Raw genomic sequence first — 16,068 nt, 5'->3', positions numbered from 1 at the left:
TGAAATTTCCAGGGTGCCGCCCGCACCCGAGAGGCGCGGGCGGCAATGGCGATGGGGACGCTTAATAACCCTTCTGGATACGGCCGAAGGTCTTCGACCACTCCTGCTCGTGGCTGTTCCAGTAATCCGGATTGGCGAAAGTGAGCCCGGCGAGCTTGCCGGTCGGATCGAAGGCGGGAAGTGTCGGGATCTTCTTGCCGAGATCGACCTTGGTCGGGTCGAGCGCCGGCGGATAGTTCTGGCCCTCGGCGACCGCGATGGAGGTTTCCGGCGCGAGCATGAAGTTCAGGAGCTCTTCGCACGCCTCCATGGGCGACCCCTTGATGACGAAGAGGCATTCCTGCCAGCCGAAGCCGTTCGGCGGGTCCATGTAGCCGATGTCGTGGCCCTGCTCCTGAAGCGCGTAGATGCGGCCCGACCAGCCCTCGGTGACGTAAATCTCTTCCTCCGCCAGAAGGCTCATGAGTTCCGCGCCCGAGCCCCAGTACTTCAGCGCGAGGTCGCGGTGAGTGCGGATCGCATCCCAGATCGCGTCCATGTCGGTCGCGCCGTTCGGGTCCTGATCCGTCTGCAGCGAGGCGTACCAGATGCGCGTGCGCCAGTCGCTCCAGCCGCCGATCTTGCCCTTCAGCTTCTCGTCGATGAGGATGCGCGCGCCCTTTTCCTTCATCTCCTCATCGGAGATGTGCTTGCGGTTATAGGCAAGGCCCGTCGTGCCGTAGTCATATGGCACGCAGGAAAGCTTGCCGTCCGTCACGCCCCGGAAGACGTCGACCAGCTTCGGGATGACATACTGAAGGTTCGGGATGTTGTCCTCGTTCAGCGTGGAGCTGAGCCCGAGGTTGTGGTAGCGCGCATAGTCGAAGACGCCGGACAGGTGGGCGATGTTGTATTCGCCCGGCTGGCTGGCCTTCACACGCGCCAGATATTCATCAGCACCGCCGAAGGTGCCGTCGACAACCTTGATGCCCGTTTCCTTGGTGTAGGGCTCGAACGCGTATTCGCGGAACGCTTCCGACACCACGCCGCCCCAGCCGTCGAAGCGGACCTCCTCCACCGCCGCATGGGCGTAGCGGGCAAACGGCGTGTGCAGGCCGTAGGCAAGGCCCGCCGCGCCGATCAGGCCGAGAAACTTGCGGCGGTCGAGATCGCCGTTCATATAGCGTTCGCGAAGCCGCTCGTAGCGCTTGGTATTATCCATCGTATTCCCCTTTTTCCGGTTCTTGCCGTTTGTTATCGGCGCGGCCTATCCGCCGCGCGCCGCTGCCATGCGCCGGGCGATCGCCAGCCCCAGCAGGGGCAGCCCGACGGTTAGAACGATCATTACGGTGCCGAGCGCGTTGATCTCCGGCGAGATCGAGTTGCGCAGCATGGCGAAAATCTGGGTGGGCACCGTTTCCACACCTCCCGGCTTCCAGAAGAGCGTGCCGGTGATGTCATCAAAGCTGATGGTGAAGGCGAAGAGCATGCCCGCGAAAACGGCGGGCGCCAGAAGCGGCAGCGTGATCTGGAAGAACGTCTGTACCGGGCTCGCGCCGAGGCTCATCGCCGCCTCTTCCACATCGCGGCGGATGCCGACAAGCCGCGCCTGCACCACAAGGATGACGAAGGGCAGAGTGAAGATCACGTGCCCAAGCAGGAGCAGGAAGAAGCTCTTGTTGATCGAAAGGAAGTTCAGGAAAAGCAGGAGCGCGACCGCCAACACCACCTCCGGCACCAGGATCGGCGCGATCAGCAGCGTGGAAATGACGTTGCGGCCAGGCACGTTGTAGCGGACGAGGGCAAGGCTGGCGAGAACGCCAAGCGCGGTGGAGACGACCGCCGTCAGCGAACCGAGGACGAGCGATGTGCGAAAGGCGCGCAGGATCGCCTCGTTCTGCGCAAGCTCGACAAACCAGCGGAACGAAAAGCCGGTCATGGGGAAGCTGCCGAACTGGCTGGCGTTGAAGCTCAGGAGCACCACCACCGCCACCGGCAGGAACATGAAGATATAGACGAGGATCGTCCAGGCGCGAACGAGGTTCCAGCCCATCAGCCAAGCCCCTTCATGAGTTGCGCCATGCCGAGATAGTGGTTGTAGATCAGGACCAGTGCGCCGAGCACGGCAAGAAGCATGAGCGAAAGCGCCGAACCGAGCGGCCAGTCGAGCTGGGTGATGATCGCCTCGAACACGAGGTTGGCGAACATGGCATCCGTCGGGCCGCCAAGCACCAGCGGCGTGATATAGGTGCCGGCCCCCAGCACGAAACAGAGCAGGCCGCCCGCGGCAAGACCGGGCAGCGACAGGGGCAGCGTGACTTCCAGAAAGCTTTTCCAGCGCGTTGCGCCAAGCGAACAGGCGGCATCTTCCAGCGTCTCGTCGATACCTTCCAGGCTCACGTAGACGTTGAGCACCATGAAGGGCAGCAGGAAGTGAACCAGTCCGAGGATGACCGTCGTCTCGTTGTAGAGCATCTGGACCGGCTCGGAGATGATGCCGAGCGACAGGAGCACGGAGTTGAACGCCCCCGAAACGCCGAGAATGTTGATCCAAGACATCGTGCGGATGATGTAGCTGATCCAGAACGGCAGCATCAGCAGAAGAAGCAGGATGACCTTGTTGCCCTTCGAGCGCGCGATGAAATAGGCCGCCGGATAGCCCATCAGCGCACAGACAACGGTCGTGATTCCCGCGATCTTCAGCGTGTTGAGCAGGATGTCGCGATAGAACGGGTCGGTGAGCGCCTCGTTCCAGTTGTCGAGATGAAAGCCTGCCTGATCCGCCCCCGTCGCCGTTCTGAGCCAGAACGAATAGACCACGATGAAGGCGAGCGGCACGAAGAGAAGCAGCACGACCGCCGTCAACGCAGGCGACAGCAGGAGCCAGGGCTGCCTGGCCTCTCGCGCCTCGACCGACATGGACATGATCCTCCCGCACGACCTACGATGCGCTACGTTCGCAGGCGCGAGGGCATAAATAAAATAGATAATTGAAATTCCAACTATAGACTGAAACTATACCACAATGCTGAATCCAGATACTCCAGAGCGCATCGCGCGCGATCTCGACTGGAACCTGCTGCGGACTTTCGTCGTGCTGGCCGAGTCCCGAAGCATTACGGAAGCTGCCGAAAAGCTGAGGCTGAAACAGCCGACGGTCTCAAGCGCGCTGAAACGGCTGGAGGACAGGCTCGGCAAGCGGCTGATCGAGCGCTCGCCGGGGCGATATCGGCTGACGGAGGCAGGCCGGCTTCTCCACCGCGAGGCGATCGACATTCACGGCGCGATCCTGAGGCTCGGCACGCTGATCCGCGAAGTGACCGACGAGGTGCAGGGCCATGTGCGCATTGCCATGGCAAGCCACGTGATCTGCCCTCTTTTCGATGACGCCTTGACGAAATTCCACTTCGACCACCCCCGCGCCACGCTTTCGATCGACGTTGCCGCAAGCAAGGATGCGCTTGCCGCCGTCACCGCCCAGCGCGCCTCGCTGGGCGTATGTCTTGTGCGCGACAAGAGCCCGAAGCTGGAGTACCGGCGGCTCTACCGCGAATTTTTCGGCCTGTTCTGCGGACCGACGCATCCGCTTTTCGGCCGCAAGGGGCTGACCAAGCATGATCTCATCGGTCAATCGTCGGTCAGCTTCGTCACCGACCAGATGACGGATGCGCTCAGGTCCGTCGCGCTAATGCGCGCGGAAGTGGAACTGGAAGACCGCATCGTCGGAACGTCCGCGCATCTGGAAGAAGTGCGGCGGATGATCATCGCCGGGCTCGGCGTCGGGCCGCTGCCGATCCATGTCGTCAAACGCGACCTGGAGGACGGGCTTTTGTGGCAACTCCCGCCCTACGACAAGATGCCGGCGATCGACGTGCATGTGGTCTGGAACCCGCGCGCGCAGAAAAACCGCGCGGAACAGGCGCTCCTCGACGAACTTTTGAGGCGCATCGAGGAAACGCCGATGGAGCAGCGGACGTATAGCTGAGGCGCCAAAGCCGGCCCGAATTCCGGTTTGAGCCAGGATGGAAGTCCCAAGGCGCCCGGCACCCCGACTGCAGACGCAAGCCGACATTTACGGCGAAATCACTTCTAGTCCCGACCGGATTGCTCTGGAGCCGCGCGCCGTGCCGGCCAGACCTCGAGGACGCCGGCGCAAAGAACCAATGCTCCACCGGCAATCTCGAGCGGATCGAGATGTTCGGCGGCAAAAACGGCAGCCGACCCTGCTCCGACCACAACCTCCGTCATCAACAAAATGCCGACGCGGGCAGGTTCGAGCCGGACCGTCGCCCACATGAGGCTGGCGACCGACAACCCCCACCAAATGCCGCCGGTCGCAAAGGCCAACCCGAGAAGTGCCGCAAGGCCTTCGCCGGAAATTCCACCCGGCCAGAGCTCCAGAAAAGGTGCGAGCAGCAAGGCCGAAACCGTTGCGCCGATGGCGAAAACGAATGCGGCGGCAACCGGCTCAAGATCGGATTTCGCGCGCATCCCTGTCGTCGCAACGGACCAGAGGATACCGGCGATCAAGGCCATCCATTCTCCAACCCCTTGTGGCACGGGTAAATCCCCATCCGCGCCGAGCATGACGGAAAGTCCGGCCAACCCTACCAGAATAGCCAATACCCGCAGGCGGGACGTATGCCAGCCCATGACATATCGCCCGATCAGGGTGCTCCAGACCGGCGTGAGGAAGTAGAGCAGTATGATTATCGCGACGCGGCCATAGACGAAGCCTATCGAGTACAACGCGAAAGCCGCGCCGCCCAAGGCGATGGAAGCCAGCGCAACACGATTTGACCGTGCGAATTGGCGCCGCCGCATAAACGCAAGGGGAGACAGCAGGAGTACCGCCGCGGTGGTTATGGCAACCGTTCCCCAAGCGCCGGGCAGCCCCGTTTCAGCCAGCGAACGAACAGGAAGCCAGTAAAGCCCCCAGAGAGCACCGGTAAAAACGACGATCGCCGTTGCCAGAAGTGTGACCCGCTCATTCATCATCCGACCGCTTAGCCGACGATCGCGAAGCTGGCAAAGCAATCCGTGCAATTGCGCAAGCTTGCATCGCGCGCGATGCGAATGACCGCTCATGGCTGCGAGCCGTCATTCCGGCTATCCGGCAGCTTGAATTCGATACATGCCCGAACTTGCGATCAATGCCGCATCACATAGGAACCCGGGGCATCCTGCAACACCGGATACCCCTTTTCCGGCGCGGCCATGGGTGGAGGGGAAACCACCTCGCCCGAGCGCGTTGACAGCCAGGCAATCCATTCAGGCCACCAGGACCCCTCCTTCATGCCGGCCGCCTTCACCCAGGCATCGGGATCGAGGTAGGGATCTTGCGCGCTCGTCGTGCGGACCCGGTAGTGCCGGTGATCGTGCCCCGGCTCGGAGACAATACCGGCATTGTGCCCTCCGTTCGTGAGCAGGAAGGTGACTTCCGTATCGCCAAGCAAATGAACCTTGTAGGCCGAGCGCCAGGGTGCGACATGATCGGTTTCCGTGCCGACGGAGAAAACCGGAGCGCGAATATCCGAAAACGCAACGGATGACCCGTCGATCTCGTATTTGCCGGACGCGAAGCGGTTTTCCAGAAAGAGCTTGCGCAGATATTCCGAATGCATCCGGTAGGGCATGCGGGTGGTGTCCGCATTCCACGCCATCAGATCGTTTACCGGCGCACGTTCCCCCATCAGATATTCATGCACCATGCGCGACCAGAAAAGATCGTTGGAGCGCAAAAGCGTGAAGGCGCCCGCCATCTGCCGGGCATCGAGGAAGCCCTGCTCCCACATCATGTCTTCAAGGAAAGCGACCTCGCTTTCGTTGATGAAGAGCATGAGTTCGCCGGCCTCGGAAAAATCGACCTGGGTTGCAAGCAGCGACACTGTGGCAAGACGGTCATCCCCGTCGCGCGCCATGGCGGATGCGGCGATGGAGAGCAACGTGCCGCCCAGGCAGTAGCCGGCGGCATGGATTTTCGTAGCACCGGTGATCGCCTGGACGGCATCGAGCGCCGCCATGGGACCGAGCAACCGGTAATCCTCCATGCCGAGGTCCCGGTCGTCCGGGCCGGGATTGAGCCAGGAGATCATGAAAACCGTGTAGCCCTGCTCCGTCAGATACCTGACGAGAGAATTCTGCCGGCTGAGATCGAGAATGTAATACTTCATGATCCAGGCCGGCACGATCAGGACAGGCTCCGGCCTCACCTTGTCCGTCGCGGGCTCATACTGGATGAGCTCGATCAGCCGGTTTCGATAGACGACCTTGCCGGGCGTGGTGGCCAGGTTCTTGCCGACCGTGAAGCCTTCCGTTCCCGCAGGCGGTTTTGACGAGTACTGGCGCTCCAGATCCTCCAGCCAATGCTGGAAGCCTTCGACGAAATTAAGCCCCATCTTCTCACGCGTCCGCTCCAGCACGTCCGGGTTCAGGAACGGCGAATTGGCGGGTGAAACGATATCGAGAAGCTGCCGTGCGGCGAATTCCACCGCCCGTTCATGCTGGGGCGTCACGCCGCGAATGCCGGTCGTTGCGTTATGCCACCACTGCTGCCAGAGCAGAAAACCCTGGTGCATCATGTTGAAGGGAGGCTTCTGCCACGCATCGCTGCGGAAGCGGCGGTCCTGCGGCAATGGCTCGATACAACAGTCGCATTCTCCTGCGGACGCGGCCGCGCGCATGACGAAATTCGAATAGCGCACGGCTTTGTTACCTGCCTTTTCGGCCAGGCGGATCTGCTTGCCCGGCGAAGTGGCAAGATGAATGGCCCAGTCCGCCCAGGCACCAAGCAGGGCCGACGGCGCAAGCCCCAGCGTGCCGCGCGCGATCGCCGCGCGCGTCGCCCGGTCCAAAACCTCGCTGAAGGCCGTCAGGCTATAGGAATCGGGCGGGTCGTCATCGATCGGACTGAAGGCAGGAATGTCTGTTACCGCAGGCAATTGCCCGGGCTTCTTCGGAGCTTTTGGCTGGACCGGCTTCCGCGTGGCTTTCGCTGTCGACATGCGATTGCACCAATAAAATGCGCTTCCTTCGTATATGCCGGTAAAAATATGTCGGAATTGACGCAGCGCAATAAGTCAGCACATTTTCTTCTTTTCCGGGCGATATCCCCCTTCTCAACCGGACCGGCAATCTCCTTGGCTCCTTCGCCGGTTGATTTTCACCGAGCGGAATGAAAGCCTTCACACTCAGGAGGTTCACGCGCTCGTGATTCCCGAAGACTTGCTGACCTAACGTTGCCTTGGGAAAGTCCCTGCGGATCAAAGATCCGAGCCGACATCAATCTCACTGCAATTGCCGGAGGGCAAAATGCTGAAAAGAGTTGCTATCACAGGGATTACCGGTCTTGCCGTCTTTGCAGGCGCCGCCTTTGCGAGCGAGGATCCGATTTCGACGCGGCAAAACATCATGAAGTCGAACGGAGCGTCTGCCGGAGCGCTTTTCAAGATGGTGAAGGGCGAGATCGAGTATGACGCCCTTACGGCGGAACTTGCCTTGCGTGAAATCTTTGCAGGCGCTGTCGCCTTCCCCACCCTCTTTCCCGAAGGCAGCGAAACCGGCGGCAAAACAAGAGCTTCACCTGAAATCTGGAAGGACAAGGCAGGGTTCGAGGCGACCGCGCTGAAGCTTGAGAATGCCGCGCTGGCGGCAATTCCGGCGGCGACAAGCGGCCTCGACCAGCTCAAGGCTAGCCTGGGTTCCGTGGCCGATAACTGTCAGGCCTGTCACGAAAAATACCGGCTGGAAAAGAACTGACAGGCGGCGATGGCAAAGCGCTCTCTCTCCCGGCTTCTGGGGCTGTTTCTTCTGGCGGTGGTCGCCGGGCTCTGGTTCACCCGGCCCCAACACATAGAGGCCTCGGCCATACCGGAGCGGGACCCCGATCTCACCAACGGAGAGCGCATGTTCTGGGCAGGAGGCTGTGCCTCCTGTCACGCCGCCAAGGACGCGAAGGGCGACGACAAGTTCGTGCTGCAAGGCGGTCTCGAGCTCAAGACGCCCTTCGGCCTTTTCCGCGTTCCCAATATCTCCACCTCCAACGCCCAAGGCATAGGCGGATGGAGCACGGCGGACTTCATCACCGCCATGGTGAAGGGAACCTCCCCAGACGGGCGGCATTACTATCCGGCCTTTCCCTACGCCTCCTACGAGAAGATGCGCTACGGGGACTTGATAGACCTGAAAGCCTTTCTCGACACACTTCCGGCTTCCGACAACGAAGTGGCCGGGCACGACCTCGATTTCCCCTACTCCATTCGTCCGGGCATCGGCCTGTGGAAGCTGCTTTACCTTTCCGACCGGCCTTTCGAGGCGAACCCGAACTGGGACGAGACGACGAACCGCGGCGCCTATCTTGCAACTGGTCCGGGACACTGCGCGGAATGCCACACGCCTCGCGATATTTTCGGCGGCCTCAACGCCGAACGCTGGATGGCCGGCGCGCCCAACCCGGAAGGCGGCAGGGGCCGGATCCCAAACATTACGCCACATGCCGATGGCATCGGGAACTGGTCGGCCGCCGACATCGCCTTCTTCCTGGAAAGCGGTTTTACGCCGGAATACGATTCCGTCGGCGGCAGCATGGCATCGGTTCAGGAAAACTGGGCCAAACTGCCTGGCGAATATCGCGAGGCGGTCGCCGCCTATCTCAAAGCGATCCAGCCGATAGCGTCCATGAAGGCGGAAGACGACGGAAGCTGACGCTGCATCCATTCTTCCCACTGCAGCCGGGCTGCATTTCCTGCAACCAAAACGCTTGTCTTCAATCCTTTAACATTGCTATCTTAAGCAAGATAATTGATGTATGAAACATCAGTATCGATAGACTGGAATTCAACGATGATAACAGCCGCCCAGATGCGCGCCGCCCGCGCGCTGCTTGGCATCGACCAAAAAAAGCTTGCCGAATTGGCGGGCGTCTCGCTGCCCACGATCCAGCGAATGGAAGCAAGCGCAGGCAACGTGCGTGGTGTCGTCGATACGCTCATCAAGGTTGTCGAGGCGCTCGACCGGGCCGGTATCGAGCTTCTTTCCGACAACCAGCCGAGCCACAGCGGGGGACGAGGCGTGCGGCTGAAAGAAACGGCGGATCATGCGCAGGTTTGACCCGCGCGCCGTGACATTGTCGTGACAGAGCAGCTTTAGCACGAGGCAGGCCATGGACGCAGGCAGCGCGACACGCCACGCAGACGAGCACCCCGGATTCATCGAGCTTTTCACGCCGAAGCTCGTAACCGTGCTTCGCGAGGGATACGGCCTGAAGGACCTTCGCGCCGACGCCATCGCCGGCCTGACGGTTGCAATCGTCGCCCTGCCGTTGTCCATGGCGATCGCGATCGCCTCCGGCGTTTCACCCGACAAAGGATTGATCACGGCAATCGTCGGCGGCTTTTTCGTCTCCGCGCTTGGCGGAAGCCGATTTCAGATCGGCGGCCCGGCGGGCGCCTTCATCGTGCTGGTGGCGGCAACCGTTGCGCGACACGGGCCGGACGGGCTCATCCTCGCCACCATGATGGCCGGCGCCTTCCTTCTTGCGATCGGCTTCCTCAGGCTTGGAACCTATATCAAGTTCATCCCCTTCCCCGTGACGGTGGGATTTACCGCCGGCATCGGCGTCATCATCTTCGCAAGCCAGATCAAGGAACTTCTGGGCCTGACGCTTTCCGGCGGTGAACCGGGCCCGATCCTCGATAAGATACCGGCGCTCTGGGTGGCGCTGCCGAGCTTTTCGCCTGCGGCATTCATCGTTGCGGCTTCGGCGGTGGCGATCATCCTGGTCCTGAAACGGCTGCGACCGAACTGGCCGGGAATGCTGATCGCGGTCGTGGCGCTATCGGCGGTTTCGGCCGTATTCTCCTTGCCCGTGGAAACGATCGGCAGCCGCTTCGGCGGCATTCCGGCCGGCCTGCCGGCACCCCATCTGCCGGAAATAACGCTTTCGAGAATGCATGCGCTTCTGCCCGACGCCATCGCCTTCGCGCTGCTGGGCGCCATCGAATCCCTGCTTTCGGCGGTCGTGGCGGACGGCATGACGGGACGCCGCCACAGGTCGAATTGCGAGCTTGTGGCCCAGGGCGCCGCCAATATCGCATCGGCTCTTTTCGGCGGCATCTGCGTAACGGGCACGATCGCGCGCACGGCCACGAACGTACGCGCAGGCGGGCGAAGCCCCGTCTCGGGCATGCTGCATGCCGCTTTCCTGCTGGCGTTCATCCTGATCGCCGCTCCGCTTGCCGGCTATATTCCGCTCGCCGCACTTGCCGGCGTCCTGGCGGTCGTGGCCTGGAACATGATCGAAAAACACGCGATCTCCGCTCTCGCCCGCGGCGCGCGGGGCGATGCGATCGTACTGGCCGTGACCTTCCTGCTGACGGTTTTCGCCGACCTTACGGAGGCAATCGTCGTCGGCGTTCTTCTGGGTTCCGTGCTCTTCATCGACCGGTTGGCGCGCACCATCGCCATCGACCACCACATGACATTCTCGCTCGACGACGTCAGCGACACGGCGAACGGCGAAAGAAAGCCCTACGACGCGAGCCTCGCCACCGACCCGGATATCGTCGTCTACCGGATCTCAGGCGCCTTCTTCTTCGGCGCGGCGTCCAAGATCGGCACCGTCCTCGACCGTATCGCGGACCGGCACAAGGCTCTCGTGCTGGATTTTCACACTGTGCCATTCCTCGATTCGACCGCCGCGGATACTGTCGCGGGGGCTGCGCGCAAAGCGTCCGCCAAAGGCGTCAGGCTCATCATTTGCGGTGCGGCCCCGCACGTGCGCCACGAGCTGCACCGCCATGGCGTCGCGCCGCCGCAGGTCCGCTTTTTCCAGACGCTGGACAAGGCGCTTTCGCACATCCGGCGTACGACGGCGGGTGGCGCTTGAGTTTAGTTGCCCGAGGTTTCGGCCCGGATCCAGCCGAGATAGCTTTCCGCGCCGCCAAGCGTCGCAATGTCGACCATGGCAGGTTCATCGTAAGGATGCATTTCGGCAATGCGCGCCCTCACCCTTGCGGCATTTTCCACGGTCGTCTTGGCGATGAAGACGATCTCTTCACCCTCCTCCACCTCGCCTTGCCAGCGATAGACGGAGCGCATGCCGGGCCAGAAGTTGACGCAAGCCGCCAGGCGCTCGCCGATAAGGGCGCGGGCCGCCTCGCGCGCCGCCTTTTCGTCAGGAAAGGTTGCGTAGATCAGTACGATATCGCTTTTCGTCGTCATTCGAGAGGATTCCCATTTTCCGCGCGGCATGTTACCTCCTGAATGGGGAGGAGCCGCATGAACTCCAGACTGGAAAGTATCGAAACATTAGCCTTCGTCGCCAGCCCGACGGACGATGCGCAGGTCGCGCGCGAGGCGCTGGAAAGCCGCTACGGATCGCACAGCCTCAAGGCGGCGGACTGTATCGTGGCGCTCGGCGGCGACGGCCTCATGCTGCAGACGCTGCACCGCTTCATGAACTCCGGCAAACCGATCTACGGCATGAACCGGGGCTCCGTCGGCTTTCTCATGAACGATTACGATGAAAGCGGCCTGCTGGAACGGATACGCAAGGCGGTCACGACCGAGCTTCATCCACTTGTGATGGAAGCGACCGACATGAGCGGGCATGAACACGCAGCGCTCGCGATCAACGAGGTCTCGCTTCTGCGCCAAACCTATCAGGCGGCGAAGCTGAAAATCTCGGTCGACGGACGTGTGCGCATGGAAGAACTCGTCTGCGACGGCGTACTGGTCGCAACGCCCGCCGGCAGCACGGCCTACAACCTTTCCGCCCACGGGCCCATCCTGCCGATAGAAGCTCAGCTCCTGGCGCTGACGCCCATCAGCGCCTTCCGGCCAAGGCGTTGGCGCGGCGCGTTGCTTCCCAACCGCGCGCGTGTGGAAATCGAAGTGCTGGAAGCCGACAAGCGACCGGTGAGTGCCGCCGCCGACCACACGGAAATTCGCCACGTCACGCGGGTAATGGTGCACGAAGACCCGAAAAACTCCAGCCTGATCGCCTTCGACGATGGCCACGGCTGGGACGAACGAATATTGAGCGAAATGTTCCGATATTGAGCGCGGCAATTCATCAGGCCTGAATAAAGATCGCCCCATCGATACAACGCCTCTTCTTTCGCACTTCCTTAAGGAAAACTTTGTATTTTTTCCAGGTCCGCTTGCGTGAGCAGACATTTTTTTACCTTCAGGCGAAAGAAAACACTCGCGATGAACTATCTTCGGGTCGACCTTTCGAAGATTACGGCAATGATTGTGGACGACAATGTCCACATGCGCAAAATCCTGCATACCGTTCTGGACGGGCTTGGCCTTCGCGAGATCGTGGAAGCCGAAGATGGCATCGAAGCCTGGGAAATGTTTCAGAAAATCGGGCCGGACATCGTCCTGCTGGACTGGCGCATGCCGTTTCTAAACGGGGCGGAACTCACCCGGATGATCAGAAAAAGCCCGCGCCCGGGTTGTTTCGTGCCGATTATCGCCGTCACCGCCTACTCCGAGAAGCGGCATATCATCGCCGCTCGCGATGCCGGCGTAAGCGAAGTGCTCTGCAAGCCGATCTCCACGAAGGGTCTTTACCTCAGAATTGCGAACTGCGTTCTCAACCAGCGCGATTTCATTCGCACGAAGACCTTCTTCGGGCCGGATCGCCGCCGTTTCCGGGCGACGGACTATACGGGCGAGGAACGACGCGGCGGCCCGATGGTGGATCAATACGAACTGGATCAGCCCGGCCAGATCCGGCGGACCGGCACCAGATAGTGCCACGCAATACATGCGGGCGATAACTTCTGCCGCGGAAAAATGCGACGACGGGCAAACCGAAAATGTGGACAGCCTATATAATCAATCAACTTTTATGCGATTCTATAGTCTGATCCGATTACGGACGGCTCCTTGGGACATACGACATGGCGGGTGACAACGCGAACGAAACATCGGACTACGAGGTGGTGAAGCCACCGCGCGACCTGCGCGCCAAGGTCCGGGTACTCGATGAACGGGAAGCCGCCCGCTTCGATCCGGTCAAGGCCGCGGAAGAAGCGCTTGAGAGCCTTTCCGCCGAGTTCGACCGGTGGATGGGCGATGAAGTGCAGACGCTTTTCGATGTCTGGGCAAAGGCGGCGGGCGAATCGTCCATCTCCGCAGACGCCGGCGACGAAATATTTCGAGCAAGCCACGATATTAAGGGACAGGCTGGCACGCTGGGCTTTCCGCTCGTCGGCGCTATCGCCGGAAATCTCTGCTATCTGCTGGAGAGCGTGAAGCCGACGAGGGATGTGCCCAAGACCCTGCTTCAGCAGCATGTGGACGCCATCCGCGCCATGGTTGCGGAGCGGGCAACGGACGAAAACCGCACGGCCAAGGCCCTGGTGGAACGGCTTGCGGACGTCACCGACGATTTTATCGCCCAGCGAAGCTGACAGGCTGCAAAGCGAGATTAGAGCTCCTTCCACCGAAGCAACGTTGGTTTGGTGGATCAGGAAATCGACACAGGTTCAATATGTTCCAACGGTAGCCGTGCATTCAATTGCAGCGGAATTGCCGGAAAGGACCGTAGGTCAGGCCGCAAGCGTACGGTCAACGAACGCACGGGCGGCTTCTCGCGCGGTTTCCGTCGCCACACGGCGCAGCATGGCAAGGAGATCGTCGAGTTCGTTCTGATCGAAATCCTCGTATCGGGTGAGTATGCGTTCCACCATGCGCCGCGTCGTCAGCGGATCGCCGGGAATGACGTCATCGCGCAGATCGCGCCAGACCTCGATCGCGATAACGAAGGCCCTATGGGTGCGCGGCGGCAGTCCGGATTTCGAAAGCAAGGCCCTGAGAGCCCCCACACGTCCCGCGCCGACGATATCGAACACGCGCGGCAGGGGAACATCCGTCAGCCGCGCCAATGCCGCCTCGAACAAGCGGATGTTGCCGGCACAAACCGCGCGCAACAACAGCCCTGCCGTCAATTGTTCCGAAACGCGCAGGTGCTCCACCAGTGCCTCCGCCTCCTGCGCCGTGACATCGCAAGCCATCGCGACCGTTGCCCTGTCGCGCGCTTCCACCACCGCCTGTTCGATGCGGTCCGGCGACAGGCCGCTTTGGACGAGCGGATGCGTGGAAAGCATGTCGCCCAGCCGCTTCAAGAGCATCTGGCGGATGTGGAGCGGCGTATCGCCGCGCGCCATCAGGGCATTGCGCAGAGCCGCCACCTCGCCATGACGCTCCACCAGGCGGGCCATGCTGAACTGCGCGATCCTCGCGGTCTCGTTCTCGACCAGCGCAATGCAGGCATCCAACGCACCGACTTCGGCGACCGCGGCGGCAACGGCGGCTGAAAGGCCGGTACGTCGCGCTATCACAACCTGGAGGCGATCTTCCACCGAAGCCGCATAGTCGACCAGCTCGATATCGAGAATGACGGGCGACTGCCCGAGCACGATCTCAGCGATTTCCGGCGCGTCGTTTGCAAGGGCCAGGATAATGTGGCGCGGCGCCTCCTCTGCCCGCGCCAGCGCCCACGCAAGAGCCTGACGAACCTCCGGAGCATGGTCGTCAAGCAGGATCGTCATCGCAGCTTCGGCAGCTTGCCTGTCTTCTTCGCTCATTTGCGAATAGAGCCAGGCCCGCGCCAGCGCGCTTGTCGCTTCCGCGCGCCGATGGTCAGGAGCCGTGCGTACCCAGCGAAGGAATTCCTGAACGATCATGGCGTTCCACAGTCCCGATGCGTGCACTGTTCCATTGGACAGCTCTGCGGCGCCGCAAGCAATTGACGCAACGTTACTTTATTGCCGCACCACCAACATTGTCCGGTGAGTGATTTTAACGATACAGCGAGAATGCTTAACGATTGGTTTACCATAATCGCAAGAATGACGAAGGCTCCGCATTCAGACCGGTGGAAGGATTTCCTCCGGCTCGCGATAAGGCTGGTAGCGCAGGAAGGTGGTCAGATTGAGCGGCCCATCCACAAGCCGCAACGTGGCCGCGACCTCCGGAGCCTGCGTCAGATCGAGCGGCCGTCCTGCGAATGCACGAGCACTTTCCCGGATGGAAATCGGCACAGAGCCAACATGTTCCAGCGGGCGCGAGCGGGGTACGCCAGCCGAATTCCTGACGGATGTTGCCCTGCCTTCCGTGGTAGTGGCTGCGGAGACCGGCGCAGCGAAGGCCGGATCCTGGGCTGCCTCCTGGACACGGTAGGCGTCGAAAAACCCGGCGCCGAACCCGCCGGCGGCAACATCAGACCTGTTCTGGAAAAGCGCATGAAAGGGAGAGGAGGCCTTATTGGTGGCGGACCAACCGGAAAGCACCCGGCTTGCCGGGTTGCCGCCATTTGCAGCCGCCCCGAAACCAAGCGCGAAGTCCGCAGCCTTCTCATCCCTTGCCACCGGAACCGGAGTCTGTCCGCCGCCGGCGAAAGCAAGTTGCGTGGACGATGGCGCGTGCTGGCGTATGAGAGCGCCATAGACTTCATCGATCGTGCGGGCGCTGCCGTCCTTGTTGTAGAAGATCGCCTTGTTGGCGCGGGCCTGGTCGGAAAATATCCTGTCGGCAGGCGTATCGGGCGCGTATTCGGCAAGATTGATTAGCCGCTCCGCGCCATGCGCGCCCAGGAAATGGGCGATATAGAGCTCTCCGTCCGATGGCGGACGGCCGATAGCCTCCTTCAGATAGTCCGCATTCTTGCGCGTGAATTCGCCGGCGAGGCGAGATGCGATCTCCACATTGTCGCGAAGGGCAAGAATTTCCCGGCGCAGCCCCGCATCCTCCACATATGGCTTCCCGGATGCCGTCAGCTTTATCTTTTCGGCATAATGGCCAAGCCCGTGCCGCGCGCCCGAATCCCTCACCGTTTCGAGCCACGTGCTTTCGATAAACTGAAAAAGCCCGGAAGCACTCGACGTTTCCGCCTTCGCATCGGCATCGAAGCCGGATTCGCGGCGGGCGGTGCGCACGAGATAGTCGAACGACGTTCCCGTCGTGGTGCTTGCGGCCTGAAAGGCGTGTTCGATGCGCGCGGCAATACTGGCCGTTTCGCCAATCTTCATGCCAACCTCCTTCAGCCTTTTGTTCTTGATCCATCGGCGGATTCAT

At 61.4% G+C, this 16,068-nt stretch carries 16 protein-coding genes; 8 read left to right on the top strand and 8 right to left on the bottom strand.

Features of this window, described 5'->3' with window-relative positions:
- Positions 1-61: 61 nt before the first annotated feature.
- The 3 genes from GR183_RS03205 to GR183_RS03195 are packed head-to-tail and all read right to left on the bottom strand — an operon-like array spanning position 62 to position 2,898.
- Complete coding sequence (locus tag GR183_RS03205; protein WP_160774118.1) at positions 62-1,201, bottom strand: extracellular solute-binding protein; 1,140 nt, start codon at positions 1,199-1,201, stop codon at positions 62-64.
- A gap of 45 nt (positions 1,202-1,246) precedes the next feature.
- Positions 1,247-2,032 (bottom strand): ABC transporter permease, encoded by a 786-nt coding sequence (locus GR183_RS03200; protein WP_160774117.1) that lies wholly within the window; start codon positions 2,030-2,032, stop codon positions 1,247-1,249.
- A complete protein-coding gene (locus tag GR183_RS03195; RefSeq protein WP_160774209.1) occupies positions 2,032-2,898 on the bottom strand; it encodes an ABC transporter permease in 867 nt (288 codons plus the stop codon). Before GR183_RS03195 ends, GR183_RS03200 begins: the two co-directional genes overlap by 1 nt.
- Before the next feature lie 106 nt (positions 2,899-3,004).
- Here GR183_RS03195 and GR183_RS03190 point away from each other — a divergent pair, with 106 nt between their 5' ends.
- The gene (locus tag GR183_RS03190; RefSeq protein ID WP_160774116.1) at positions 3,005-3,964 is read left to right on the top strand and encodes a LysR family transcriptional regulator; all 960 of its coding nucleotides are present in this window, start codon (positions 3,005-3,007) and stop codon (positions 3,962-3,964) included.
- 104 nt (positions 3,965-4,068) lie between these two features.
- Here the strand turns inward: GR183_RS03190 and GR183_RS03185 are convergent, their stop codons facing one another.
- Both GR183_RS03185 and GR183_RS03180 read right to left on the bottom strand, forming a co-directional pair.
- A complete protein-coding gene (locus tag GR183_RS03185) occupies positions 4,069-4,974 on the bottom strand; it encodes a DMT family transporter (protein WP_244313586.1) in 906 nt (301 codons plus the stop codon).
- A 155-nt stretch (positions 4,975-5,129) separates the two neighbouring features.
- Entirely contained in the window at positions 5,130-6,983 is a 1,854-nt protein-coding gene (locus GR183_RS03180; protein ID WP_160774114.1) for a PHA/PHB synthase family protein, read from the bottom strand.
- 307 nt (positions 6,984-7,290) lie between these two features.
- Here GR183_RS03180 and GR183_RS03175 point away from each other — a divergent pair, with 307 nt between their 5' ends.
- From GR183_RS03175 to GR183_RS03160, 4 genes are all read left to right on the top strand, one after another.
- Entirely contained in the window at positions 7,291-7,737 is a 447-nt protein-coding gene (locus tag GR183_RS03175) for a c-type cytochrome (protein WP_160774113.1), read from the top strand.
- Between the two features lie 9 nt (positions 7,738-7,746).
- Positions 7,747-8,682 (top strand): c-type cytochrome, encoded by a 936-nt coding sequence (locus GR183_RS03170; RefSeq protein ID WP_160774112.1) that lies wholly within the window; start codon positions 7,747-7,749, stop codon positions 8,680-8,682.
- 138 nt (positions 8,683-8,820) lie between these two features.
- Complete coding sequence (locus GR183_RS03165) at positions 8,821-9,087, top strand: helix-turn-helix domain-containing protein (protein WP_160774111.1); 267 nt, start codon at positions 8,821-8,823, stop codon at positions 9,085-9,087.
- Between the two features lie 52 nt (positions 9,088-9,139).
- Positions 9,140-10,864 (top strand): SulP family inorganic anion transporter, encoded by a 1,725-nt coding sequence (locus GR183_RS03160; RefSeq protein ID WP_160774110.1) that lies wholly within the window; start codon positions 9,140-9,142, stop codon positions 10,862-10,864.
- A gap of 2 nt (positions 10,865-10,866) precedes the next feature.
- Here the strand turns inward: GR183_RS03160 and cutA are convergent, their stop codons facing one another.
- Complete coding sequence (gene cutA / locus GR183_RS03155; protein ID WP_160774109.1) at positions 10,867-11,199, bottom strand: divalent-cation tolerance protein CutA; 333 nt, start codon at positions 11,197-11,199, stop codon at positions 10,867-10,869.
- Between the two features lie 57 nt (positions 11,200-11,256).
- Between cutA and GR183_RS03150 the strand changes: the two genes are divergently transcribed.
- From GR183_RS03150 to GR183_RS03140, 3 genes are all read left to right on the top strand, one after another.
- Positions 11,257-12,039 (top strand): NAD kinase, encoded by a 783-nt coding sequence (locus tag GR183_RS03150; RefSeq protein WP_160774108.1) that lies wholly within the window; start codon positions 11,257-11,259, stop codon positions 12,037-12,039.
- Positions 12,040-12,189: 150 nt separating this feature from the next.
- Complete coding sequence (locus GR183_RS03145; RefSeq protein ID WP_160774107.1) at positions 12,190-12,741, top strand: response regulator; 552 nt, start codon at positions 12,190-12,192, stop codon at positions 12,739-12,741.
- Positions 12,742-12,890: 149 nt separating this feature from the next.
- Complete coding sequence (locus GR183_RS03140) at positions 12,891-13,403, top strand: Hpt domain-containing protein (RefSeq protein ID WP_160774106.1); 513 nt, start codon at positions 12,891-12,893, stop codon at positions 13,401-13,403.
- Positions 13,404-13,541: 138 nt separating this feature from the next.
- On the opposite strand, the gene GR183_RS03135 is transcribed toward GR183_RS03140, so the two are convergent.
- The gene (locus GR183_RS03135; protein ID WP_160774105.1) at positions 13,542-14,678 is read right to left on the bottom strand and encodes a DUF2336 domain-containing protein; all 1,137 of its coding nucleotides are present in this window, start codon (positions 14,676-14,678) and stop codon (positions 13,542-13,544) included.
- Between the two features lie 183 nt (positions 14,679-14,861).
- On the bottom strand, positions 14,862-16,022 hold the full coding sequence (locus GR183_RS03130; RefSeq protein ID WP_202395806.1) for a lytic transglycosylase domain-containing protein: 1,161 nt from the start codon (positions 16,020-16,022) through the stop codon (positions 14,862-14,864).
- Positions 16,023-16,068 lie beyond the last annotated feature (46 nt).

The organism is Stappia sediminis (assembly GCF_009826895.1).
Lineage (GTDB): Bacteria > Pseudomonadota > Alphaproteobacteria > Rhizobiales > Stappiaceae > Hongsoonwoonella > Hongsoonwoonella sediminis.
The sequence above is the reverse complement of the archived record's forward strand: the minus strand, read 5'-3'. Positions and strand labels throughout refer to the sequence as shown.